This is a genomic window from Xanthomonas sp. WHRI 1810A, assembly GCF_040202885.1.
In the GTDB taxonomy this organism is placed as follows: Bacteria; Pseudomonadota; Gammaproteobacteria; order Pseudomonadales; family Pseudomonadaceae; genus Aquipseudomonas.
This window is the reverse complement of the sequence record NZ_JBEGED010000010.1, coordinates 135,792-157,004: the sequence shown is the minus strand read 5'-3', so window position 1 is coordinate 157,004 and position 21,213 is coordinate 135,792. Positions and strand designations below refer to the sequence as shown.

The 21,213-nt window shown below is 58.8% G+C and carries 21 protein-coding genes and 1 other RNA gene; 9 read left to right on the top strand and 13 right to left on the bottom strand.

Annotated features, from left to right (window positions below; genetic code table 11):
- The 3 genes from mraZ to rsmI form a co-directional block, all read right to left on the bottom strand.
- Window positions 1-456 carry a division/cell wall cluster transcriptional repressor MraZ gene (gene mraZ / locus ABQX22_RS16380; RefSeq protein ID WP_268797805.1) on the bottom strand — a complete coding sequence of 152 codons (456 nt, stop codon included), beginning with the start codon at window positions 454-456 and terminating at the stop codon, window positions 1-3.
- A 307-nt stretch (window positions 457-763) separates the two neighbouring features.
- Window positions 764-1,121, bottom strand: an RNA gene (gene rnpB / locus ABQX22_RS16375) — RNase P RNA component class A.
- 86 nt (window positions 1,122-1,207) lie between these two features.
- A complete protein-coding gene (rsmI, locus tag ABQX22_RS16370) occupies window positions 1,208-2,080 on the bottom strand; it encodes a 16S rRNA (cytidine(1402)-2'-O)-methyltransferase (protein ID WP_349800907.1) in 873 nt (290 codons plus the stop codon).
- 265 nt (window positions 2,081-2,345) lie between these two features.
- Between rsmI and ABQX22_RS16365 the strand changes: the two genes are divergently transcribed.
- From ABQX22_RS16365 to ABQX22_RS16350, 4 genes are all read left to right on the top strand, one after another.
- On the top strand, window positions 2,346-4,160 hold the full coding sequence (locus ABQX22_RS16365; protein ID WP_349800906.1) for a penicillin-binding protein activator: 1,815 nt from the start codon (window positions 2,346-2,348) through the stop codon (window positions 4,158-4,160).
- Complete coding sequence (locus ABQX22_RS16360) at window positions 4,160-4,531, top strand: YraN family protein (protein ID WP_349800905.1); 372 nt, start codon at window positions 4,160-4,162, stop codon at window positions 4,529-4,531. The genes ABQX22_RS16365 and ABQX22_RS16360 overlap by 1 nt, the downstream gene beginning before the upstream one ends.
- Before the next feature lie 151 nt (window positions 4,532-4,682).
- The gene (locus ABQX22_RS16355) at window positions 4,683-5,276 is read left to right on the top strand and encodes a phosphoheptose isomerase (RefSeq protein ID WP_349800904.1); all 594 of its coding nucleotides are present in this window, start codon (window positions 4,683-4,685) and stop codon (window positions 5,274-5,276) included.
- Window positions 5,273-5,851 (top strand): BON domain-containing protein, encoded by a 579-nt coding sequence (locus ABQX22_RS16350; protein ID WP_349800903.1) that lies wholly within the window; start codon window positions 5,273-5,275, stop codon window positions 5,849-5,851. The genes ABQX22_RS16355 and ABQX22_RS16350 overlap by 4 nt, the downstream gene beginning before the upstream one ends.
- Window positions 5,852-6,042: 191 nt before the next feature.
- Here ABQX22_RS16350 and ABQX22_RS16345 read toward each other — a convergent pair whose 3' ends face one another.
- The 7 genes from ABQX22_RS16345 to rplM all read right to left on the bottom strand — a co-directional run bounded on the left by ABQX22_RS16345 (window position 6,043) and on the right by rplM (window position 11,003).
- Window positions 6,043-6,456, bottom strand: a complete 414-nt coding sequence (locus ABQX22_RS16345; RefSeq protein WP_349800902.1) for a ClpXP protease specificity-enhancing factor — start codon at window positions 6,454-6,456, stop codon at window positions 6,043-6,045.
- A gap of 18 nt (window positions 6,457-6,474) precedes the next feature.
- Complete coding sequence (locus tag ABQX22_RS16340) at window positions 6,475-7,092, bottom strand: glutathione S-transferase N-terminal domain-containing protein (RefSeq protein ID WP_349800901.1); 618 nt, start codon at window positions 7,090-7,092, stop codon at window positions 6,475-6,477.
- Between the two features lie 230 nt (window positions 7,093-7,322).
- Window positions 7,323-8,105 carry a cytochrome c1 gene (locus tag ABQX22_RS16335; protein ID WP_349800900.1) on the bottom strand — a complete coding sequence of 261 codons (783 nt, stop codon included), beginning with the start codon at window positions 8,103-8,105 and terminating at the stop codon, window positions 7,323-7,325.
- On the bottom strand, window positions 8,105-9,316 hold the full coding sequence (locus tag ABQX22_RS16330; RefSeq protein WP_349800899.1) for a cytochrome b: 1,212 nt from the start codon (window positions 9,314-9,316) through the stop codon (window positions 8,105-8,107). The genes ABQX22_RS16335 and ABQX22_RS16330 overlap by 1 nt, the downstream gene beginning before the upstream one ends.
- Window positions 9,317-9,910 (bottom strand): ubiquinol-cytochrome c reductase iron-sulfur subunit, encoded by a 594-nt coding sequence (gene petA / locus ABQX22_RS16325; protein WP_349800898.1) that lies wholly within the window; start codon window positions 9,908-9,910, stop codon window positions 9,317-9,319.
- Window positions 9,911-10,167: 257 nt separating this feature from the next.
- Window positions 10,168-10,560, bottom strand: a complete 393-nt coding sequence (gene rpsI, locus ABQX22_RS16320; protein WP_349800897.1) for a 30S ribosomal protein S9 — start codon at window positions 10,558-10,560, stop codon at window positions 10,168-10,170.
- Between the two features lie 14 nt (window positions 10,561-10,574).
- Window positions 10,575-11,003: a 50S ribosomal protein L13 gene (gene rplM, locus ABQX22_RS16315; RefSeq protein WP_025166857.1), complete on the bottom strand. Its 429-nt coding sequence runs from the start codon at window positions 11,001-11,003 to the stop codon at window positions 10,575-10,577.
- Window positions 11,004-11,245: 242 nt separating this feature from the next.
- On the opposite strand from rplM, the gene ABQX22_RS16310 reads away from it, so the two are divergent.
- From ABQX22_RS16310 to ABQX22_RS16290, 5 genes are all read left to right on the top strand, one after another.
- Window positions 11,246-12,283, top strand: coding sequence for an NADP(H)-dependent aldo-keto reductase (locus tag ABQX22_RS16310; protein WP_349800896.1), 1,038 nt, complete (start codon window positions 11,246-11,248; stop codon window positions 12,281-12,283).
- A gap of 230 nt (window positions 12,284-12,513) precedes the next feature.
- The gene (locus tag ABQX22_RS16305) at window positions 12,514-13,509 is read left to right on the top strand and encodes a GlxA family transcriptional regulator (protein ID WP_349800895.1); all 996 of its coding nucleotides are present in this window, start codon (window positions 12,514-12,516) and stop codon (window positions 13,507-13,509) included.
- A 116-nt stretch (window positions 13,510-13,625) separates the two neighbouring features.
- Window positions 13,626-15,563: a flavin monoamine oxidase family protein gene (locus ABQX22_RS16300; RefSeq protein ID WP_349800894.1), complete on the top strand. Its 1,938-nt coding sequence runs from the start codon at window positions 13,626-13,628 to the stop codon at window positions 15,561-15,563.
- A 190-nt stretch (window positions 15,564-15,753) separates the two neighbouring features.
- Window positions 15,754-16,647 (top strand): nitrilase family protein, encoded by an 894-nt coding sequence (locus tag ABQX22_RS16295; RefSeq protein ID WP_349800893.1) that lies wholly within the window; start codon window positions 15,754-15,756, stop codon window positions 16,645-16,647.
- A 12-nt stretch (window positions 16,648-16,659) separates the two neighbouring features.
- Entirely contained in the window at window positions 16,660-17,874 is a 1,215-nt protein-coding gene (locus ABQX22_RS16290) for a hypothetical protein (RefSeq protein WP_349800892.1), read from the top strand.
- A gap of 95 nt (window positions 17,875-17,969) precedes the next feature.
- On the opposite strand, the gene zapE is transcribed toward ABQX22_RS16290, so the two are convergent.
- The 3 genes from zapE to ABQX22_RS16275 form a co-directional block, all read right to left on the bottom strand.
- Window positions 17,970-19,064, bottom strand: a complete 1,095-nt coding sequence (gene zapE / locus ABQX22_RS16285; protein ID WP_349800891.1) for a cell division protein ZapE — start codon at window positions 19,062-19,064, stop codon at window positions 17,970-17,972.
- Between the two features lie 63 nt (window positions 19,065-19,127).
- Window positions 19,128-20,477, bottom strand: coding sequence for a tryptophan--tRNA ligase (locus ABQX22_RS16280; RefSeq protein WP_349800890.1), 1,350 nt, complete (start codon window positions 20,475-20,477; stop codon window positions 19,128-19,130).
- A 28-nt stretch (window positions 20,478-20,505) separates the two neighbouring features.
- Window positions 20,506-21,141: an alpha/beta hydrolase gene (locus ABQX22_RS16275; protein ID WP_349800889.1), complete on the bottom strand. Its 636-nt coding sequence runs from the start codon at window positions 21,139-21,141 to the stop codon at window positions 20,506-20,508.
- Window positions 21,142-21,213: the final 72 nt, after the last annotated feature.

Genomic DNA, 21,213 nt, shown 5'->3' with positions numbered 1-21,213 from the left:
TCACAAGATCAAATCACGCAGTTCATCGGGCATCGCACCCGGTTTTTGAATGGCCGCCAGATCCGCATCAGCAAGAGCGTTCCAGGCGTCCTCGTCCCACAGTTGAAACTTATTGAGCTGGCCGACCAGCATCACGCGCTTGTCCAGCTTGGCGTAGTCGCGCAAGCGAGGTGGCACCAGGAAACGCCCACTGCCATCGAGCTCCAGATCGACGGCGTTACCAATCAACAAACGCTGCAAACGACGGTTTTCCTCACGGAACGTGGCAAGCTCACGCAATTTCGCCTCGATCAGTTCCCATTCCGGGAGCGGATAGATGCAAAGGCATGGGTCAACGGTGTCGATTGTCACAATCATCTGCCCGGCGCTACGCGAATCCAACTCGTCACGGTACCGACTCGGCATAGCGAGACGGCCCTTTGCATCGAGATTGATTGCGTTGGCACCACGAAACACAGGCGCATTCTCCAAATATTAGCTTTTTGCGTTCAAAAAACCCACTTCACGCCACTTTCTGCCACTTGCGCACACTATAGGAATGCGGCCACCACACCGTCAAGGAGCGTTCCACAGGAAAAGCCTTACAGAACGGAGATTTAGGAGCGGTATCAGGAGGGTTTTGCGATATTACGGAGGGTTATTGCGAATAAATCTTTGAAACCTCAAAAGGTTGAGGCTCTAACTTAAAGTGATTTATTAAGCGTAAGATTTTTTCGGTATTACGAAGGGGATTTTGCGCTACAAAAAAACGAGGGAGAAAAAGGTGGAGAGTCGATCTGTAAGCCGGGTTCTGTCGAGGACAGTCATTCCTCTACGATGGCCATCACTGGACATCTTTAGCAACCTACCCGGTTCCAGCGCGGGCCACGCCTTGGAACCCTATTTGGTCTTGCTCCGAGTGGGGTTTACCTAGCCACGAACTGTTGCCAGCCGTGCGGTGCGCTCTTACCGCACCTTTTCACCCTTACCGGCACCGAAGTGCTTAGGCGGTTATTTTCTGTGGCACTTTCCGTAGGCTCGCGCCCCCCAGGTGTTACCTGGCACTCCGCCCTATGGAGCCCGGACTTTCCTCCCCCCCCTGTTGCGGAACAACAGAAGGCAGCGACTGTCCAATCGACTCTCCGCCGCCAAGGTTAATGGGACGGTGCCTGGAGAACAAGCTTTATCAGCCCCATGTGCCAATACGCCACGGCACACACCCTCGGAATCACTCGCCCTTCTGTTTATCCAGTGCAACCTGATACAGCAGGTTCTTGCGCACGCCGGTGATTTCGGCCGCCAGCGCAGCAGCGCGCTTGAGCGGCATTTCCTCCAGCAGCAGGTCCAGCACCCGTCGCGCCTCGGCCCCGATGACATCCTCGCCTTCCGGCTCAGTCCACCCGGCCACCAGCACTACGCATTCGCCTCGCTGCTGATTGCTGTCGCCCTCAACGAAGGCGCGCAGCTCTCCCAATGGCAGACCCTTGAGCGTTTCGAAAGTTTTAGTCAATTCACGTCCCAGGACCGCCGGTCGATCCGCACCGAAAACGGCTTCCAGATCCTGCAGGCATTCAAGGATGCGGTGCGGCGCTTCGTAGAAGATCAGCGTGCGCGGTTCTTCCTTGAGCAACTCAAGCCTAGCCTTGCGACCCACGACCTTGGCCGGCAGAAACCCCTCGAAGATGAAACGATCGGAGGGCAGCCCTGCTGCCGACAAGGCCGCGATCAAGGCGCACGCGCCCGGCACCGGTACTACTGGCACGCCAGCGGCACGCGCCTGACGCACCAGGTGATACCCCGGATCGGAGATCAACGGCGTACCGGCATCGGAGATCAGCGCAACACTGTCACCCGCCAGCAAGCGGGTGATGAAACGGCTGCCTTCTTCACGCTCGTTGTGTTCGTGGCATGCCGCCAAAGGTGTCGCGATGCCGAAATGTTGCATCAACCTCAAAGAGTGCCGGGTATCCTCGGCGGCGATCAACGCCACCTCGCGCAGCACTTTCAAGGCGCGCACACTCATGTCGTCCAGGTTACCGATCGGCGTCGCCACCACATAAAGCGATCCGACAGTGGAATTCAAAGCACCCGGAGCAGTCAAAGCGCACACCTCATGTTCAGTAAAAGCCCGCATTGTACAGCGTAAGAACGCTTCAAGCGGGGGCCGGGTAAAGGGAGAGTGAAAATGAAGGACGCCGTGATTCAACCCCGCAGAGAGTCCAGCGAGGATGCAGCACCCTCAGGCCCGCCACGATATCGCGCCCCGGCACGACCAATATCGCGGCTTTAACGCCACTAACGTCGCACCCCGGCCAGTGCTTGGGTACACTTCCACGCTAATTTGCTCGAGTATCAGGAACATACACATGATCGCTTGCCTGCGGCTGTTCTCTGCCCTCTGCCTGGCTGCCCTTCTGGCAGCCTGCGCCAGTTCACCCTCCTCCAGCCTCGGCGAACTTCCCCGTACCCCTGACGCCACCATCGAGCAATTGCTCGAACAAGCTTCGGCAGCCAAATCGCCGGACCAGGCGGCACTGCTCAGGCTTACCGCCGCTGATCAGGCTGCTCGCCAGAACGATCCAGGCCGCGGGGCGAGTATTCTCGAGCAGGTCAAAATGGATCAGCTCAAGCCGGACAAACAGATTTATGCCAGCACCCTGTCCGCTGAACTGGCAATGATCCGTAGCCAGCCCAAAGCTGCGCTGACCGCGCTCAGCCACCCAAGTCTTCAAAACCTGGACCAGATGCCTGTTGATCTGCAGGTCCGGGCGCACACCGTGCGTGCCAGGGCGCTGGAGGCTGACAACCAGGCCTCCGCAGCAGCGAGTGAACGCGTCTATATGTCGCCGATGCTCAAAGGCGCCGACGCCAGCGCTAACAATGATGCTATCTGGGCGCTCATCGCAGCGCTGCCCTCCGAGCAATTGCAAAGCTCTGCCACCGACGTTATGGGCGGCTGGCTGAGCCTTGCCCGCGCCATCAAGGGCGCCGGCACGCTGGAACAGCAGCAGGCTGCCATCGACGCGTGGAAAGCACAGAACCCGCAACACCCGGCTGCCCTGCAACTGCCCACCACGCTGGCGCAACTGCGTGATCTGAAAAGCGAGCCGCTGACCAAGATCGCCCTGCTGTTGCCGCAGGACGGCGCGCTGGCCTCGGTCGCCCGTGCGTTGCGTGACGGCTTCATGGCTGCGCACTATCAGGCGCAGCAAGCCGGTCAAAATCCTCCCGCCATTGAAGTCTTCGACAGCTCCCGCGTGACCTCGATGGACGCGTTCTACCAGCAAGCCAAGGCCGCCGGCGTGCAGCTCGTGGTCGGTCCGCTGGAAAAACCACTGGTCAAGCAGCTCAGCAGCCGCGAGCAACTGCCCATCACGACCCTGGCCCTGAACTACAGCGACACCAATGCCGAAGGCCCGCCGCAGCTGTTCCAGTTCGGTTTGTCCGCTGAAGACGAAGCCCGTGAAGTGGCGCGTCGTGCCTGGGCTGACGGCAAGCGCAGCGCCGTTGCCATGGTGCCGAAAGGCGAATGGGGCGACCGCGTACTGGATGCCTTCCGTCAGAGCTGGCAGGCCAAGGGCGGCACGTTGCTGGGCGCCGAGCGCGTCGATCAGCCGGTTGCCCTGGCCCAACAGATTGCCGAGCTGTTCCAGCTGCGCAACAGTGAGGGCCGCGCACAGCGCGTGCAAAGCACCACGGGCGCCACCGTGGCCGCACAGCCTTCGCGTCGTCAGGACATCGACTTCATGTTCCTGGCCGCGACCCCTCAACAGGCGCAGCAGATCAAGCCGACCATGGTGTTCCAGTACGCAGGGGATGTGCCGGTCTACGCGACCTCGCACCTGTTTACCAACAGCGGCGATCAGGCGCAGTACACCGACCTCAATGGCGTGCGCTTCTGCGAAACCCCATGGCTGCTCGACGCGACTGACCCGCTGCACCAGCAAGTCACCGCGCAATGGCCGCAAGCCGCCGGGAGCCTGGGTCGACTGTACGCGATGGGCATCGATGCCTACCGCCTGGCGCCACGCCTGGGTCAGTTGAAGACTTTGCCTGAAACGCGCCTCGACGGGTTGTCCGGCAGCCTGGCCATCGGCCCGACCCAACGCGTCGAGCGTCAACTGCCGTGGGCCGAATTCGTCGACGGCAGAATCCAGCGCCTGCCCGACACCGCACCTTGATGCCAAGCGGTACGCGACAACACGCAGGGCGCGAGGCAGAAGCCTGCGCCCTGCGCCACCTGCAGCAGCACGGTTTGACGTTGATTACCCAGAACTGGAGCTGCCGCCGTGGCGAGCTTGATCTGGTCATGCTCGACGGCGATGCAGTAGTATTCGTCGAAGTTCGCTATCGTCGCCACGCGGGATGGGGCGGAGCGCTGGAAAGCGTTGATTACCGCAAGCAGGAAAAGCTCATACTCGCCGCCCAACTGTTCCTTCAGCAAGAAGCGCAGTGGGCCAATGCTCCCTGCCGGTTCGACGTTGTCGCCATCAGTGGGGATCCTGGTTCCAACCCTCCCTTGAACTGGCTCAAGCATGCGTTCGAGACCTGATCAACGACACCAGACCTGTCGATACACGTAGAAGAACAACCTGAACCCGATGTGCTCTTTGCTTTGCGGGCCGCACATTTTGTGCCGGGAAGCCGATGAGATCCTTCAGACTGCTTCTTACCAGCCGTCGCCCTTATTAAGGTTTACATAGATGGACATGCAATCCCGAATTCGCCAGCTTTTTCAGGCCAGCATCGATACCAAGCAACAGGCGATGGAGGTTCTTGCACCGCACATCGAGCAAGCCAGTCAGGTGATGGTCAATGCCCTGCTCAACGAAGGCAAAATGCTTTCCTGCGGCAACGGCGGGTCGGCCGGTGATGCTCAACACTTCTCCTCCGAGCTGCTCAATCGCTTTGAACGTGAGCGCCCGAGCCTGCCCGCCATCGCGTTGACGACCGACACTTCGACGATCACCTCGATCGCCAACGACTACAGCTATAACGAAATCTTCTCCAAGCAGATTCGCGCGCTGGGCCAGCCCGGCGATGTGCTGCTGGCGATTTCCACCAGCGGCAACTCTGCCAATATCGTCCAGGCCATTCAGGCCGCCCACGACCGGGAAATGATCGTTGTCGCCCTGACCGGGCGCGACGGCGGCGACATGGCGTCGCTGCTACTGCCAGAGGACGTGGAGATCCGCGTCCCTGCAAAGGTCACCGCACGTATTCAAGAAGTCCACCTGCTGGCGATCCATTGCCTCTGCGATTTGATCGACAGCCAACTGTTCGGGAGTGAAGAATGATTTCTAAACGTCTTAGCCTATTGGCCCTGACGCTGTGCCTGGGTGTCAGCGGATGCAGCTCGGTGATCAATGCCAGCCGTGAAAAGCCGATTGATGATGACCGTGGCACACGCACCTTCGGCAGCAAGATCGATGACTCGCTGATCGAAACCAAGGTCTCGGTCAACATCGCCAAGGCCAGCCCTGATCTGGACGACAATTCCCACATCGTCGTGACCAGTTTCAATGGCATCGTGCTGTTGGCCGGGCAAACGCCTCGCGCCGACCTCAAGCAACTGGCCGAGCAGACGGCCGCTGCCGTGCAGAAGGTCAAGAAGGTCAACAACGAGCTGCAGGTGATTGCCCCCTCCTCCATGCTCGCGCGCAGCAGTGATGCCTGGCTGACCAGCAAGATCAAGACCGAGATGCTCACTGACAGCGCCATCCCGGGCTCGCGCATCAAAGTCGTGACCGAGAACGGCATCGTCTACCTGCTGGGTCTGCTCACTCAGGCAGAAGCCACCCGCGCCACCAGCCTGGTGCAAGGCGTCGGCGGCGTGCAGAAGATCGTGAAGCTGTTTGAGTACATCGATTAATTCTGAGGCCGCGTAGCGCAGGTGAACCGCGCTCCAGGGGAAAGCACGGATCTGTAGGAGCGAACTTGTTCGCGAAGCCGTTAAGCCGCAACACCGCAGCGCCTGCTTCGCCAACAAGTTGGCTCCTACAGACCTCGCGAAACGAAAAAAGCGATCCGAGAGGATCGCCTTTTTTGGTGCTGCATGGTCAGTTACTTGACCACTTTCAGACTCGGCCGGCCGGTAGGGCGCGGTGGTTCGTCATCCGGTGGCGAGGTGTCGTCTTCGGACTCGAAGTCCTCGTCGTCGTCCACCGCAGGTTCCAGGTCAAACACCATGCCCTGGCCATTCTCACGCGCGTATATGCCCATGATCGCGGCGATAGGCACGTACAACGTGTGTGGCACACCACCGAAGCGGCCTTCGAAACTGACCGCGTCATTGTCCATGTGCAAGTGTCGAACCGCGCTCGGCGAGATGTTCAGCACGATCTGCCCGTCGTTGGCGAAGCCCTGAGGCACCTGGACGGCGGGGTATTCAGCATTCACCAGAATGTGAGGTGTGCAATCGTTATCCACAACCCACTCGTACAGAGCGCGAATCAGATAGGGGCGACTGGAGTTCATCAAACGGCTCCTTAGGCCTTAGCGCATGTCGCGTTCGACACCAGACAAGCTTGCCTGAAATGCCTCACGCGCAAACTGGCGCTCCATATAATCAAGCAACGGCTTGGCAGGCCGTGGCAATTCAATACCCAGAATCGGCAGACGCCAGAGTATGGGCAGTAGACAGCAGTCGACCAGACTTTGCTCGTCGCTCAGGAAAAAAGCTTTTTCCGCGAACAGGGCAGAGACGCCGGTCAGGCTTTCGCGCAATTCCTTGCGCGCCTGCACACGCACAGCTTCTTTGCTGCGCGGATCCAGGATCGAATCCACCAGTGCGCACCAGTCACGCTGGATCCGATGGATCAGCAGTCGGCTGTTGGCGCGTGCCACCGGGTACACCGGCAACAGCGGCGGATGCGGGTAGCGTTCATCAAGGTATTCCATTACCACCGTCGACTCGTACAACGCCAGGTCGCGGTCGACCAGGGTTGGTACGCTGCCGTACGGATTCACCTCGATCAACTTGGGCGGATGACGCCCCTCTACGACATCAATGATCTCGGCGCTGACACCTTTCTCTGCGAGCACAATGCGCACGCGGTGGGAATAGTGGTCGGCGGGGTCGGAGTAACAGGCCAACCGGTTGGTCACGCCCATGGCGGTCCTCCTCGCTTGTTAAATGTCGATAAGCAGAAAAAACGAACGCGCCCTGGAGGCGCTTTTCGGCAGCATCCACAGTGAGCGAGTGTTCGTCGCGGGCGACAAGATAGCTCATTTACACAATGTAAATTCTGCAATCTTTCACCCGCCACTATACCCGCTGCCTGTGCATGGCCCGAAAACGGCGCCCCAGAGCGCGTTGGGTGGGGGGTCGAACGGCAAATCAATCAGTGAACGTCCTTCCAGTATTCGCGCTTGAGCAGATAGGCGAACACGAAAAGCACCGCCAGATAGAGCAGAACATAGGTGCCGATGCGCTGGTGCTGCAACTTGACCGGGTTGGCTGAATACGCAAGGAAGGTCACCAGGTTTTTGATCTTGTCGTCGAACTGCTCGGGCGTCAGGCTGCCGGTCTTGGGCACGATGGTCAGCTCGTCGCAGGACTCATGAGTCAGCGGCGAACCGGTCAGCGGGTCGTATTGCTTTTTCCCCTCCTCCACCACCTGCACCTGCTTGCAGCCAACGACCTGACGGCCCTGCAGCCCCACCAGCACGTTGGGCATACCCACGTTGGGGAAAACCCGGTTGTTCACCCCCCATGGCCGTGCAGGGTCCTCATAGAACGAGCGCAGGTAGCCATAGAGCCAGTCTGTGCCGCGAACGCGCGCCACCAGGGTCAAGTCCGGCGGTGCAGCACCGAACCAGGTCTTGGCGTCGGCCGGCTGCATGCCGATGTTCATGTGATCGCCAATCTTGGCACCGGTGAACACCAGCTTTTCAAGCATCAGCTCGTGGGGAATCCCCAGGTCATCGGCCACCCGCTCGTAGCGCTGGAACTTGGCGCTGTGGCAACCCATGCAGTAGTTGGCAAACGTCCGCGCGCCGTCCTGCATCGCGGCTTTGTCGGACAGATCGATGTCAACACTTTCCAGTTCCGGGCCGCCGTGCTCAGCAGCGAACGACAAAAGAGGCATGGCAGCAAAAACCAACACCGCTAATAGCTTTTTCATCAGCCAGTCACCCTGTCTGGAACGGGTTTTGTCTTCTCCAGACGCGTGTAGAACGGCATCAGGATGAAATAGGCGAAGTAAAGGAACGTGCACACCTGGGACAGCAACGCGCGACCGGGACTGGGCGGCAGCACACCAAGCACGCCGAGAATGACGAATGAAACGCAAAACACCACCAGCCAGATCCGGCTCAGCCAACCCTTGTAGCGCATAGACCTCACAGGGCTTCGATCCAGCCAGGGAATCACGAACAGCACCGCAATCGCGGCGCCCATGGCGATGACGCCCATGAGTTTGTCCGGTATCGCCCGCAAGATTGCGTAGAACGGCGTGAAGTACCAGACCGGCGCTATGTGCTCAGGGGTCTTGAAGGCATTGGCCTGTTCGAAGTTCGGTTTCTCCAGGAAGTAGCCGCCCATTTCCGGAAAGAAAAACACGATCGAGCAGAAGATAAACAGGAACACCACCACGCCGACAATATCCTTGACCGTGTAGTACGGATGAAACGCGATGCCGTCGAGGGGCACACCGTTTTCGTCCTTGTGCTTCTTGATATCGATCCCGTCGGGATTATTCGACCCCACTTCGTGCAGCGCGAGGATGTGCAGCACCACCAGGCCGAGAATCACGATGGGCAATGCCACGACATGCAGCGCGAAGAAGCGATTGAGGGTGATGCCGGAGATCAGGTAGTCGCCGCGTATCCATTGCGTCAGGTCGTTGCCGATGACCGGGATCGCGCCGAACAGCGAAATAATCACTTGCGCGCCCCAATACGACATCTGCCCCCAGGGCAACAGGTAGCCCATGAACGCTTCGGCCATCAGCGCCAGATAGATCAGCATGCCGAAGATCCACACCAGCTCACGGGGTTTCTGATACGAGCCATACAGCAGTCCGCGAAACATGTGCATGTACACGACGATGAAAAACGCCGACGCGCCGGTGGAATGCAGCAGCCGCAGAATCGAGCCGTACTCGACGTCACGCATGATGTATTCAACGGACGCAAACGCCTCCTCCGCCGACGGTGTATAGCTCATCGTCAGCCAGATGCCGGTGATGATCTGGTTGACCAGCACCAGCAACGCCAGGGAGCCGAAAAAGTAGAAAAAATTGAAGTTTTTAGGCGCGTAGTACTTGCTGAGGTGGTCTTCCCACAGCGAGGTTGCGGGGAAGCGCGCATCGATCCAGTCCATGAACTTGCTCATTTACGCTTTCTCCTGATCGACACCAATGACGACGATTGAGTCCGACTCGTAGGAATGCGGCGGAACTGGCAAATTCAATGGTGCAGGCTGCGATTTGTAGACGCGGCCGGCCAGGTCGTAATGAGAGCCGTGACAAGGACAGAAATACCCGCCGACCCAGTCTTTGCCCAAATCGGCAGGGGCCACTTCGGGGCGGAAGGTCGGCGAGCAACCCAGGTGCGTGCAAATCCCGATCAACAGCAGCAGCTCAGGCTTGATTGAACGAACGACCGGGTCGACGTAGGCGGGTTGGGCGGAGTTTTTTGATTCAGGATCGGACAACTGCCCGGTGAGCTTGCCGAGGTTGCTGAGGATTTCCTCAGTACGCCGGACGATGAACACCGGCTGACCACGCCATTCGGCAATCATCTGCTGGCCTGGCTCGATCTTGCTGATGTTGACCTTGACGGGGGCGCCAGCGGCTTTGGCTTTGGCGCTGGGTGACCATGACCCTACGAACGGGACCGCAGCCCCCACCGCTCCTGCGGCGCCGACCACGGAGGTGGCCACCACGAGGAAGCGACGCCGGCCTGCATTCACGCCGTCATTGCTCATTCCGTCCTCTCCCATCAGCTCTTATCGGCCTGTGTGTCCAGGCGCTCATTACATTATTGTCTAGCTGTCAAAAATCCTGCCGGATGGTAATTAAATGCCCTTGTAGTGACAAGGAATTACCCGGAGGCCAAAACGGAAGGCCTTGTAGACAGGGGCGTCCGTGAATGAGTCGTGTCGCCTCACCCAATAATAGACGCCCATAAAAAAACGCCCAGCTCCGTGAGGAATCTGGGCGTTCTTTTTGAACGAAGAGCGAATTAACGCTTCGAGTACTGCGGACGCTTACGCGCTTTACGCAGACCGACTTTCTTACGTTCAACTTCACGCGCATCACGAGTCACGAAGCCTGCTTTACGCAGAGCGCCACGCAGAGTCTCGTCGTACTGCATCAGAGCGCGGGTGATACCGTGGCGGATTGCGCCAGCTTGACCACTCACACCGCCGCCGATAACGGTGACGTAGATGTCGAACTTGGCGCCAGTCTCGGTCAGTTCCAGCGGCTGACGAACTACCATGCGGGCAGTTTCGCGACCGAAGAAATTCTCCAGAGAACGGTTGTTGATCGAGATGTTACCGGTACCCGGACGCAGGAAAACGCGTGCGGTTGCGGTCTTGCGACGGCCAGTGCCGTAATTTTGAGTCGCCGACATAATGAACTATTCCGTTAAAACTTCAGTTCTTGGGGCTGCTGAGCAGTATGAGGGTGTGCAGTGCCCGCATAGACTTTCAGCTTACGATACATGTCGCGACCCAGCGGGTTCTTAGGCAGCATGCCCTTGACCGCGGTCTCGATCACGCGCTCAGGAGCTTTGGCGATCAGCTTTTCAAAGTTGATCGACTTGATCCCGCCCGGGAAACCGGAGTGAGAGTAGTAGATCTTGTCGGTGGTCTTGGCACCGGTCACACGGATCTGCTCAGCGTTGATGACGACGATGTAGTCGCCGGTGTCAACGTGCGGCGTGTATTCCGGCTTGTGCTTGCCACGCAGACGGCTCGCGATTTCGGTGGCCAAACGACCCAGGGTCTGGCCAGCAGCGTCGACGACGAACCAGTCGCGCTTTACTGTTTCCGGTTTAGCGGTAAAAGTTTTCATTCTGTATAGCCTCAGGGGCCGCCTGCAAAAATTAGACGGCGGATCTTACTGAATAGTACGGTCTTTGACAAGTCAAAGGCCGCCGGGCACGGACGCTATAGGGGGCTCGGGTCAGCGCGTCCAATTGCGGCGGAGTCTTGGGCAGCGGCGCATCACTTCCGCTGCAAAGAGCTGCGGAATTATGCAGATTGCGAAAAAAATTTCAACCTGCTTTTATGGTTCTCTTTAAATAGGAGTACCAAATGGATTATCGCCAGCTGGGCAATACCGACCTGAACGTGAGCGCCCTCTGCCTCGGCACAATGACCTGGGGCGAGCAAAACAGCGAGTCCGAGGCCTTTACGCAGATCGAACGGGCCAAATCGGCAGGCATCAATTTCATCGATACCGCCGAGATGTACCCGGTCCCCCCGAAAAAAGAAACTTACGCCAGCACCGAGAAAATCATCGGTAACTGGTTCAAGAAAAGCGGTGATCGCAAGGACTGGATCCTCGCCAGCAAAATTGCCGGCCCCGGAAACGGCATCGATTACATCCGTGACGGCCAGCTCAAGTTCAATCGCGAGCACATCGTCGCCGCCGTGGATGCCAGCCTCAAACGCCTGCAAACCGACTACCTCGATCTCTATCAGTTGCACTGGCCCGAGCGCAGCACCAACTTCTTCGGCAAGCTGGGTTACTCGCACAAGGATGAGATCTTCACCCCCCTGCAAGAGGTGCTGCAGGTCCTCGACGAACAGGTGAAGGCCGGCAAGATTCGTCACGTGGGACTGTCGAACGAAACGCCGTGGGGCACCATGAAGTTTCTCCAGGCCTCAGAAGCCGGCGGGCTGGTGCGTCCGGTGTCCATCCAGAACCCCTATAACCTGCTCAATCGCAGCTTTGAAGTCGGCCTGGCAGAAATCGCCATCCGCGAGCAGTGCGGTCTGCTGGCCTATTCGCCTCTGGCATTTGGCATGCTCTCCGGCAAATACGCCAACGGCGCGCGTCCGGCAAAGGGCCGCTTGAGCCTTTACAGCCGCTTCACCCGCTACTTCAATCCGGAATCGGAAGCAGCGTGTGCCCGCTACGTGGCGCTGGCTCAGGAACACGGTCTGGACCCGGCGCAGATGGCCTTGGCGTTCGTCACCAGCCGTTCATTCGTGACCAGCAACATTATTGGCGCAACCACGCTGGAGCAACTGGACAGCAACATCGCCAGCTTCCAGCTGGATTTGTCCGATGAAGTGCTTGCCGGAATCGACGCGATCCACAAAAGCCAGCCAAACCCCGCGCCATAACGCAACAACCTGTAGGAGCGCGCTAGCCCGTGATTGCGATGTGTCAGGCAAGGTATCAATTGCTGACCCGGCGCTTTCGCGGGCAAGCGCGCTCCTACACGGCGGCCGAGCAGCCCACAACGACCGCACAATATTGTTGTGGCTATGCGTAGCGACACTGGACACATTGGCCAAAAAATAAGACGATCACGCCGTTGCTTGACCACTTTCCCATATAAGAACAATAGATCATGTCTAATCAACACACCGTGCCCTTGAGGCGCGTGAGTATCCTTGCGGTTGATGGGGTGTTCGCCTCCACCCTGACGCAAGCCAAAGACTTCTTCCACCTTGCCAGCCTGCGCTACGGCAAGCAGCTGGGCCAAGGTTTGAAATCCGCGTTCGAAACCCGCCTGGTCAGCCCTGACGGCCAGTCAGTGCGCAGCTTCAGCGAGATCGTCATGCCGGTCGACAGCGCGCTGGACAACAGCGACATCATTGTCCTCCCCGCCTTTTCCGATAACTTCGATACCCTGCGTGAGCGTTACCCCCAGGTGCTGCCGTGGTTGCGCCAGCAACATGCCAAGGGCGCGGTGCTGTGCGGTGAGGCCAGCGGCGTATTTTGGCTGGCGGAAGCCGGCTTGCTCGACGGCAAGGAAGCGACCACCTATTGGCGGTTCTTCAACGACTTCGCCGAGCGCTTCCCGAAGGTGCTGCTCAATCAGGAAAAACACCTGACGGACGCCGACAATCTGTATTGCGCCGGCGGCACTGTGTCGGCCTGCGATCTCTATATCTATCTGATCGAGCGATTCTGCGGCGCCCACGTCGCGCAAACCGTCGCGCGCGACATTCTGTATGAAGTGCAACGCAGTTATGCGCCGGGACGCATGGGTTTCGGCGGCCAGAAACTGCATCAGGACGTCATCATCCTGCAGATCCAGCATTGGCTGGAAGAACACTTCGCCGACAAATTCCGCTTTGAAGACGTGGCCCGGGAACACGGCATGAGCATCCGCAACTTCATGCGCCGCTTCCAGACCGCCACCGGCGACAAGCCGCTGCATTACTTGCAACGCTTGCGCATCGAAACCGCGAAGGGGTTGCTGTCCGGCAGCCGCAAAAGCATCAAAACCATCAGCTATGAAGTCGGCTACGACGATGCGAGCTTCTTCGCACGCCTTTTCCGCCAGCACACTGCCCTGTCACCGAACCAGTATCGGCAGCAGTTTCAGCAGGCGGCTTAGCTGGACTCAAACGGGCGATTGAAACCCGTGGTTTGTGCGTTAGATAGCTATGCTTTTTACGCGGTTCTCTTCTTTAGGCTATTGAGCTTGAAGCCGAATTGAAGAGAACGTTAATCGTGACCATTGGATCAAGCTACGACTATCCTGCGAAAGTTGCCAAACACTTCGCCGCCCGGCCCCACAGCCCATGGGCGGCAAGATTCCCAAACCCACCAGACCTCTGCTTCGACTATCGAAAGTTGCTAGAGCAAACTGGCGGTGTCGCTACAGCGACCGACAAATCGCACAAGATATGCATCGTCGGCGCTGGCGTTACAGGTCTGGTTGCGGCACGAGAACTGCTTCGCTGCGGCTTTTCGGATATCACACTGCTGGAGCAGTCGCATCGCGTAGGTGGCCGGCACCTGACCGTAGTCAGCCCTGCTGCAGGGGACAGTCCCTCAACGCCCTTTGAAATGGGTGCGATGCGCATGCCGTTTTTCAATACGACCGACGAGGAACCCAAGCAGGGGCGATCGCTGATGGCGTATTACGCATCCCTGTTTAACCTGAAGATCTCAGACTTTCCCAACCCAGGAACTGCGGCGGTCAAATCCACGGGGATCTACCTTCAGGAGGGCAGACTGGAGGATCCTGAAAGCCCGCGCTTGCTGATTTGGAAGAATAAGGGTGGCGATACCCCGCCGCCCACCGAAACCTTGCAAACCGTTTCCGCAAAATGGGCCGCCTTTGCCCACCGCATGACCCGCCAAGTCGCCAAGTGCTATGGCAGTGACCACTGGCAAACCATGTGGGACGCGATCGTCGAGCGCTACGAAAACGTATCCTTTCGCGATCTGGTAAAGCAGCCAACCGTTTCACGCTGGGACGAAACCAACCCTGGAGATTTCGGCGGCCTGGGAATGAGCCCGCAAGAGTCGGCCATCTTCTACTCCATCGGCATTGGCGATGGCAGTTGGGGCGCTTTTTACGACGTCTGTAGTCTGTATCCGATCCGGACTGCGATCTTCGGATTCAGCAGCCATTTGCAACTGGTGCATGGCCGAGTGGATGAGCAAGGTGTTCCTCTCGACGCACCCTTCGTAGACGCCACGCACATTTACGATGCTCAAGGGCTGGAGTTTCAACGTCCTCGCTACCTGGGTCTTGCTGCTCTGGATGAGTGCCTGCTGTTCATGCCCGTGGACAAGGATCGTCCGTCGTTTTACGAGCACAGCCTGGAGTGTGGCACGGGCCTTTTCACCGACTCCCGGGTCACGAAACTCAGCAAACTGGATAACGATAAGATCCGGGTGCATTTCCAATGGTGCGCAAGTGATGAATCCAGAATGCAGGAGAAGTCAGATGACTTTGACTCAGTCATCCTGACCCTACCTTCATGGCTTATAGAAACCCACGTTCAACTGGAGAATTTTTCCAGGGCAATCCTCCCCTACTCGGTGATCAACGCCTATAAAACAGCGCACTGGGAGACCAGCTGCAAAGTCTATGCGCCACTGAAAAAAGAGTTTCTTTCAGGCAATCGGGTGATCCCGCAGATTCTGGTCACTGACAGTTTTGTCCATGACGTGTACATGTACCGCTATGAAGCCAGCTACCCCACTGACTGCGTCCTCCTGAGCTACACATGGGAAGACGACGCGACGAAACTTGCAGCGTTCTCCGACCGAGAATTGGTCGACAAATGCATGGGTGAACTTGACCGCATCCTGTTGAACTGCGCTAACGTACAGGAGCGTATTTCGCCCTACATCGAACCAGGCGGAGCCTATGTTCAACGCTGGATCACTGACCGGAACGCAATGGGCTGCGCAAAGCTTTATCGGCCCGGCACCTACTACGACGCTGTCGGACTGATGAGGTACAACCGAGATTATGGCGCAGCGTCCGGGCTCTATCTGTCCGGCGAGTCTTTTTCGGTGGACGCTGGATGGACCGAACCCTGTTTGAGGGGTGCGATAGATGCAGTCATCCACATTTGCGACAAGACCTACGCGCGATTCAACGGCGGGTTTTCAATGAATGACTACCCCCACTTCCACAACAAGCCGTAGCGCCAGACAAGAGGGCAGCTCCAGCCGGCGCTGCCCTCGGACTTTACGCGCCTGCCCGTCCCTCGTTTCGGCCGCAACACGAACAAGAAAACCCCTACTCGATTATCAAAAACGGCCTACTCGAAGTATTCATTCGAATGCTTTCTCATGTTTTCGGCATTCAAATGAAAACAAGAAAAGGTCTGTCCGCATGAGTTCAAAACCCTCAACAAGTCCCATCCGCGTGGCTGTGGTCCAGTTCGACCCGCAGGCGGGAACGGAAAACAGTGATCGCAATCTCGACCTCAGCCTTGGTCTGGCGCTGAAGGCCGTGCAAGGCGGAGCGAATCTCATCGTTTTGCCAGAACTGGCAAATACCGGCTATACGTTTAAGACAAGGCGAGAAGCTTTCGAGCATGCGGAGGAAATTCCCCAGGGGCCCAGCGTGTGCAAGTGGATAGAGTTTGCCCGCAGGAACAGTGTTTACCTGGCTGCGGGCCTGGCAGAACGAGACGGCATGACCCTCTACGACTCAGCCGTGCTGGTGGGACCTGAGGGTTTCATTGGTGTGTACCGCAAGGCGCACCTCTGGAACCTCGAGAAACTCTGGTTCACGCCTGGCAATCTCGGGTTCCCGGTGTTCGAAACGGCCATTGGCCGCATAGGGCTGCTGATCTGTTGGGATATCTGGTTCCCGGAGGTGCCTCGCCTGCTCAGTCAGCAGGGCGCGGACATCATCTGCAGCCTGAATAACTGGGTGTGGACGCCGCCACCGTTGTTCGATGAAGCGGGCCGCTGCATGGCTTCGTATCTCACCATCACGGCCGCGCACGTCAACAATGTATTCATCGCGGCGGCCAATCGCATCGGCACTGATCGCGGCGAGCGTTTTCTCGGGTGCTCCCTCATCGCGGGCACCCACGGTTGGCCGCTCGGCGCAGTGGCTGATGCCCTGTCCGAGACCATTCTTTACGCAGACATCGATCTGAGCAGCAGCCGTAGCGCGCCGATCTGGAACGACCTCAACGACCTGCACAGAGACCGACGCACCGACCTGTACGACTCGATGCTCGGTTACGTCCACCACCCGCGCATGCCGCGCTGAGGGGGGAAACGCATGAGCAATCTCATTCGTCAGGAACACCACCGACTGATCCACACGCACGTGGTCGGATGGGTGGTCGCGGTCACGGCGCTGCTGGCCGTCATTGCCCTTACCCTGTTCTGCGCAAGGGAGACGCTGGAGGATCTGAAACTGCAGGCAGCATGGCCGGCGTACCACACCATCCTGGAAAACCTGCATCTCCCGGCGTCCTGGTGGCGCTGGGGCCTGGGTGACATCAGTGAAGCTGTGTTCTACAAACACGAATTCGCGTCCATCGGCCTGATCGCCGGTGCCGGCTTGGCTTATTGGGCGGGTCAAAACGGCAAGGCGTGGGGCGGGTTTCCGATTTGCTATGGCACCGGCTTATGGCCCTGGCTGTTTCTGAGTTCGCTCATGGGCGTGCTGTTAAGCAACCTGCTGTGGGGCTGGACGCTTTTTGCGCGGGAATGGCAGCCAACGTTCGTGGCCTTTGTCTCCCTGCCCGCTGCGATGGTGCTGCTGTTTGGCGGCGGATGGAAAGTGGCCATGACCGGGGCCATCATGGGCGCGGTGCTGGTCACACCGGCCGCACTGCTGATCGTCAACTACCTGTGCAAACCACTGGCGTTACCCATGGTGGTGGGCAATGTGCTGGGGATGGCGAGCGCCAGCGTCGTCGCCTTTTTGCTGTGCCGTCGGTGGCCTCAACTGGTCGCGGCTTCGCAACCGACGTTGCCGGTCAGAAAACCCGTCCAGCCTGTGGAGCACTCGCAGCATGGGGCTCTGTGGACGCTGCGGCGGATCCTGGCCGACTTTTCCGAAGCGCCTTTTTTCGGAAACGAACTGGCCAGCCTCGGGCTGTTGCTGGGCGCTGGGCTCGCGTTCGCAGTCAATCCCGAAAGCCCTGCCTACGGTTCCGGCCTGCTGCCTGAACTGATCACCGCCCAACTGTTGGCGGCCAGCATCGGCGTGCTGGTCTGGCGCAAGCAATGGATCACACGCGGCTGGTATCCGACGTATATTCCGTTGGTGTCGGTGGTGCCGGCCGCCGTGCTGATTCATGGTGCGGGCATTGGCGTCATGCTCACCAGTGCTGTGCTGGGCGCACTGATCGCCCCGCCCTTGGCAACGGCGATGGCAACCCGGTTGCCACATGATGTGCACCCTTACGTTGCCAATGTGCTGTCGATGGCGATCAGTACGCTGTTGATCGTACCGGTGGCGGGGATGGTGGGGGGATTAGGCTGAGCGGGGATAACAAAATGCCCGCGGTAGCGGTATGTCAGTGGAGAGTCTGCCACTGACATACCGCCATCGCGGGCAAGCGCGCTCCTACATGGGCGCTACGGCTTATGAGCGCGCGACAGAAATTCGTGGGATTGCATTTCGAGCAAGCGGCTCAAGGTCCGCTGGAATTCGAAATTCAGACGCCCGCCGGTGTACAGATCCTTGAGCTCAACTTCGGCCGAAATGATCAGCTTGACGTTGCGATCATAGAATTCGTCGACCATGTTGATGAAGCGTCGGGCGATGTCGTCAGTGGTGACGCTCATCTGGTAAACGCCACTGATCAGGACCGCGTGGAAGATCTTGCCGAGTTCGATGTAGTCGTTCTGACTGCGCGGGCCGTCGCACAACTCACGGAAATCGAACCAGGCCACGTCGTCACAGGTACGGAGCGCCTTGATCTCACGGTTCTCGACCATCAGCACATCGTTTTCAACGGCTTTGGTGCACTCGGGCGTCAACGCGCGGAAGCTTTTGCGCATGCTTTCCTGCGCGGCTTCGTTCAGCGGGAAGTGGAACAGTTCGGCCTGTTCCAGATGACGCAGCCGATAATCCACGCCACTGTCGACGTTGACGATCTCGGTGTTCTGCTTGATCAACGCGATGGCGGGCAGGAAGCGCGCGCGCTGCAGGCCGTCCTTGTACAGGCCGTCCGGGACGATGTTGGACGTCGCGACCAGCGTGACACCGTTCTTGAACAGCTCTTCCATCAGCGTGCCGAGGATCATGGCGTCGGTGATGTCGGACACGAAGAACTCATCGAAACAGATGACCCGGGCTTCGTCGGAGAAACGCTTGGCGATGGCCGTCAACGGGTTTTTCTCGCCCTTGAGGGTTTTCATCTCCTCATGCACGCGCTTCATGAAGCGGTGAAAGTGCGTGCGCACTTTGTCTTCGAAGGGCAGCGCTTCAAAGAACGTGTCGACCAGATAGGTCTTGCCGCGGCCTACCCCACCCCAGAAATACAAGCCTTTGATCACGGGGACTTCTTTTTTGCCGAACAGCTTGCCGAACAAGCCGGGCTTGCTGTGATGGGCGGCCACCAGATCGTCGTACAGACGCTGCAAATGACGCACAGCATTTTCCTGCGCGGCATCGTGGAAGAAGTCGGGGCGTTTGAGGTCAGCTTGGTAACGTTCTAGGGGGGTCATATATTCGTTAGCTAAGGGAGCAAAACGGGCCGCCACTGTAGCGACGGTCCGTGGGATTGGCAATCAGTCCTGTTGCGGGACCAATGCCAGTTTCAGGCTCTGGATCGCGGCATCGCGGGCTGCGGCGTCGGCAAACTCCGGGCTGTCGGCCACACATTGGCCATCAAGCCATAGTGTGAAGGCCTGGCCTTCGCTGCGCAGGTCCAGCTCGCCGCCTTGTTGCAACTGCTTGCTGACCGCGCCCGCGGTCTTGCCGTCGGCGAAGGTGCGCGACAACAGCAGTTGCTCGCCGTCGGCCGCGAGCAGGCGGAAACGGAAGCTGCCGTCGTCTTCGCGGAAGCTGACAAAGCGCGCGCCCTTGCTGGCTTTTTTCTTGGTGGTTGTCGCGGTCTGGGTGGTCGTGCGGAATGAACGCAGACCTACCGCCTCACGCAACTCCCCCAAAAACGGCGTCGCGGTGCGGCGGGCCTTCTCGGCGCCGGCCAGCAAAATGTCTTCCAGGTCCGCAGGACGCTCGATCAACCGGTGATAGTTCTCGCGCGCCTCGCCCAGTTCGCTGTCGAGCAACTGGAACAGCCGCTGCTTGGCATCACCCCAACCCAGGCCCTGCAACAGGTCATCGCGGAACTGCGCGCATTGCTCTTTGCTGGAGAACGCCTGGTACAGCGTGAACAGGTGCGAATTGTCCGGGTCCTTCGCTTCGCCCGGCAGCCGCGAGTCAGTGACGATGCGCGAGATGGCATCCTTCATTTCTTTGCCACTGCTGAACAACGGAATCGTGTTGTCGTAGCTCTTCGACATTTTGCGGCCGTCCAGGCCTGGCAGCGTGGCAACGCTCTCTTCGATCAGCGCTTCGGGCATGACGAAGAATTCTTTGCCATTGCCGAACAGGTGGTTGAAACGCTGGCCGATGTCCCGGGCCATTTCCACGTGCTGGATCTGATCGCGACCCACCGGCACCTGATGGGCGTTGAACATCAGGATGTCTGCCGCCATCAACACCGGGTAGCTGTACAAGCCCATGGTGATACCGGCATCCGGGTCATCGCCGGTCTCGACGTTCTTGTCCACCGACGCCTTGTAAGCGTGGGCGCGGTTGAGCAGGCCTTTGGCGGCGACGCAGGTCAACAGCCAGGTCAGCTCCGGGATTTCCGGAATGTCGGACTGGCGATAGAACGTGACGCGGTCCACGTCCAGCCCGGCGGCCAGCCAGGTCGCGGCGATTTCCAGACGCGAGCGCTGAATGCGCAGCGGGTCATCGCATTTGATCAGGGCGTGGTAATCGGCCAGAAAGTAAAAGGAATCGGCGTCGCTCTGGCGGCTGGCAACGATGGCCGGACGAATCGCGCCCGCGTAGTTGCCCAAGTGAGGCGTGCCGGTGGTGGTGATACCGGTCAGGATACGAGTAGTCATGGTGGGTCGCTTATTCTGGGTGCTGCGATCAGTTCGAGAGACGCGGCAGGACCAGATCCTTGAGATCGGTCAGCTTGCCGTGAAAAAAGTGTCCGCATTCTGCCACTTTCAGCAGTTCGTGGGGGCGCGATAAGTTGTCGGACCATTCGTAAACGAGCTGGGGATCGATCACTTCGTCGCTTTCCGGCTGGATCAGGGTCAACGGGCCGTTTTGCGGCAGTGCGTTGACATCGGCGATCCGCATGACCGCGGGTGCGATCATGAACAGATGGTTGAGTGTTTCGCCCTTGGCCTCGAGGCGCCCGCCCAACGTCGCAGCGACGAAACCGCCGAACGAGAAGCCGAACAACGTCAGGGGCAGATCGGGGTGCTTGTCGCGCAACCATTGGGCAACCGCTTGAGCATCGTCGACTTCACCCTGAGCCATGTCGGAGCTGCCCGCACTGGCACCGACCCCGCGGTAATTGAAGCGCAGGGTGATCAGTCCGGCATCGCGCGCGGTGCGTTGCAGCGTCGAGACCACTTTATTGAGCATCGTACCGCCCTGAACCGGGTTAGGATGGCATATCAGCGCCACGCCTTTGGCCCCTTCAAAGTCGAGGTAAAGAGCTTCCAGTTGGCCGACTGGACCATCGATGAGTACAGGATTTTCGCGGATGAGCAAGAATGAACTCCGTGACCTTGCAAAAGGTCGACTCGTCTAGCTGATGTCTGTGGCGGGTATATCGGCGATGCG

Bases quoted from the DNA above. Each gene is read 5' to 3' on its own strand.
- ABQX22_RS16345 (WP_349800902.1), bottom strand. From the start codon at position 6,456: ATGAACTCCAGTCGCCCCTATCTGATTCGCGCTCTGTACGAGTGGGTT.
- ABQX22_RS16290 (WP_349800892.1), top strand. From the start codon at position 16,660: ATGAGCAATCTCATTCGTCAGGAACACCACCGACTGATCCACACGCAC.
- ABQX22_RS16365 (WP_349800906.1), top strand. From the start codon at position 2,346: ATGATCGCTTGCCTGCGGCTGTTCTCTGCCCTCTGCCTGGCTGCCCTT.
- ABQX22_RS16330 (WP_349800899.1), bottom strand. From the start codon at position 9,316: ATGAGCAAGTTCATGGACTGGATCGATGCGCGCTTCCCCGCAACCTCG.
- zapE (WP_349800891.1), bottom strand. From the start codon at position 19,064: ATGACCCCCCTAGAACGTTACCAAGCTGACCTCAAACGCCCCGACTTC.
- rplM (WP_025166857.1), bottom strand. From the start codon at position 11,003: ATGAAAACTTTTACCGCTAAACCGGAAACAGTAAAGCGCGACTGGTTC.
- ABQX22_RS16305 (WP_349800895.1), top strand. From the start codon at position 12,514: ATGTCTAATCAACACACCGTGCCCTTGAGGCGCGTGAGTATCCTTGCG.
- ABQX22_RS16350 (WP_349800903.1), top strand. From the start codon at position 5,273: ATGATTTCTAAACGTCTTAGCCTATTGGCCCTGACGCTGTGCCTGGGT.
- ABQX22_RS16355 (WP_349800904.1), top strand. From the start codon at position 4,683: ATGGACATGCAATCCCGAATTCGCCAGCTTTTTCAGGCCAGCATCGAT.
- petA (WP_349800898.1), bottom strand. From the start codon at position 9,910: ATGAGCAATGACGGCGTGAATGCAGGCCGGCGTCGCTTCCTCGTGGTG.
- ABQX22_RS16310 (WP_349800896.1), top strand. From the start codon at position 11,246: ATGGATTATCGCCAGCTGGGCAATACCGACCTGAACGTGAGCGCCCTC.
- ABQX22_RS16280 (WP_349800890.1), bottom strand. From the start codon at position 20,477: ATGACTACTCGTATCCTGACCGGTATCACCACCACCGGCACGCCTCAC.
- ABQX22_RS16360 (WP_349800905.1), top strand. From the start codon at position 4,160: ATGCCAAGCGGTACGCGACAACACGCAGGGCGCGAGGCAGAAGCCTGC.
- ABQX22_RS16335 (WP_349800900.1), bottom strand. From the start codon at position 8,105: ATGAAAAAGCTATTAGCGGTGTTGGTTTTTGCTGCCATGCCTCTTTTG.
- rpsI (WP_349800897.1), bottom strand. From the start codon at position 10,560: ATGTCGGCGACTCAAAATTACGGCACTGGCCGTCGCAAGACCGCAACC.
- ABQX22_RS16295 (WP_349800893.1), top strand. From the start codon at position 15,754: ATGAGTTCAAAACCCTCAACAAGTCCCATCCGCGTGGCTGTGGTCCAG.
- ABQX22_RS16340 (WP_349800901.1), bottom strand. From the start codon at position 7,092: ATGGGCGTGACCAACCGGTTGGCCTGTTACTCCGACCCCGCCGACCAC.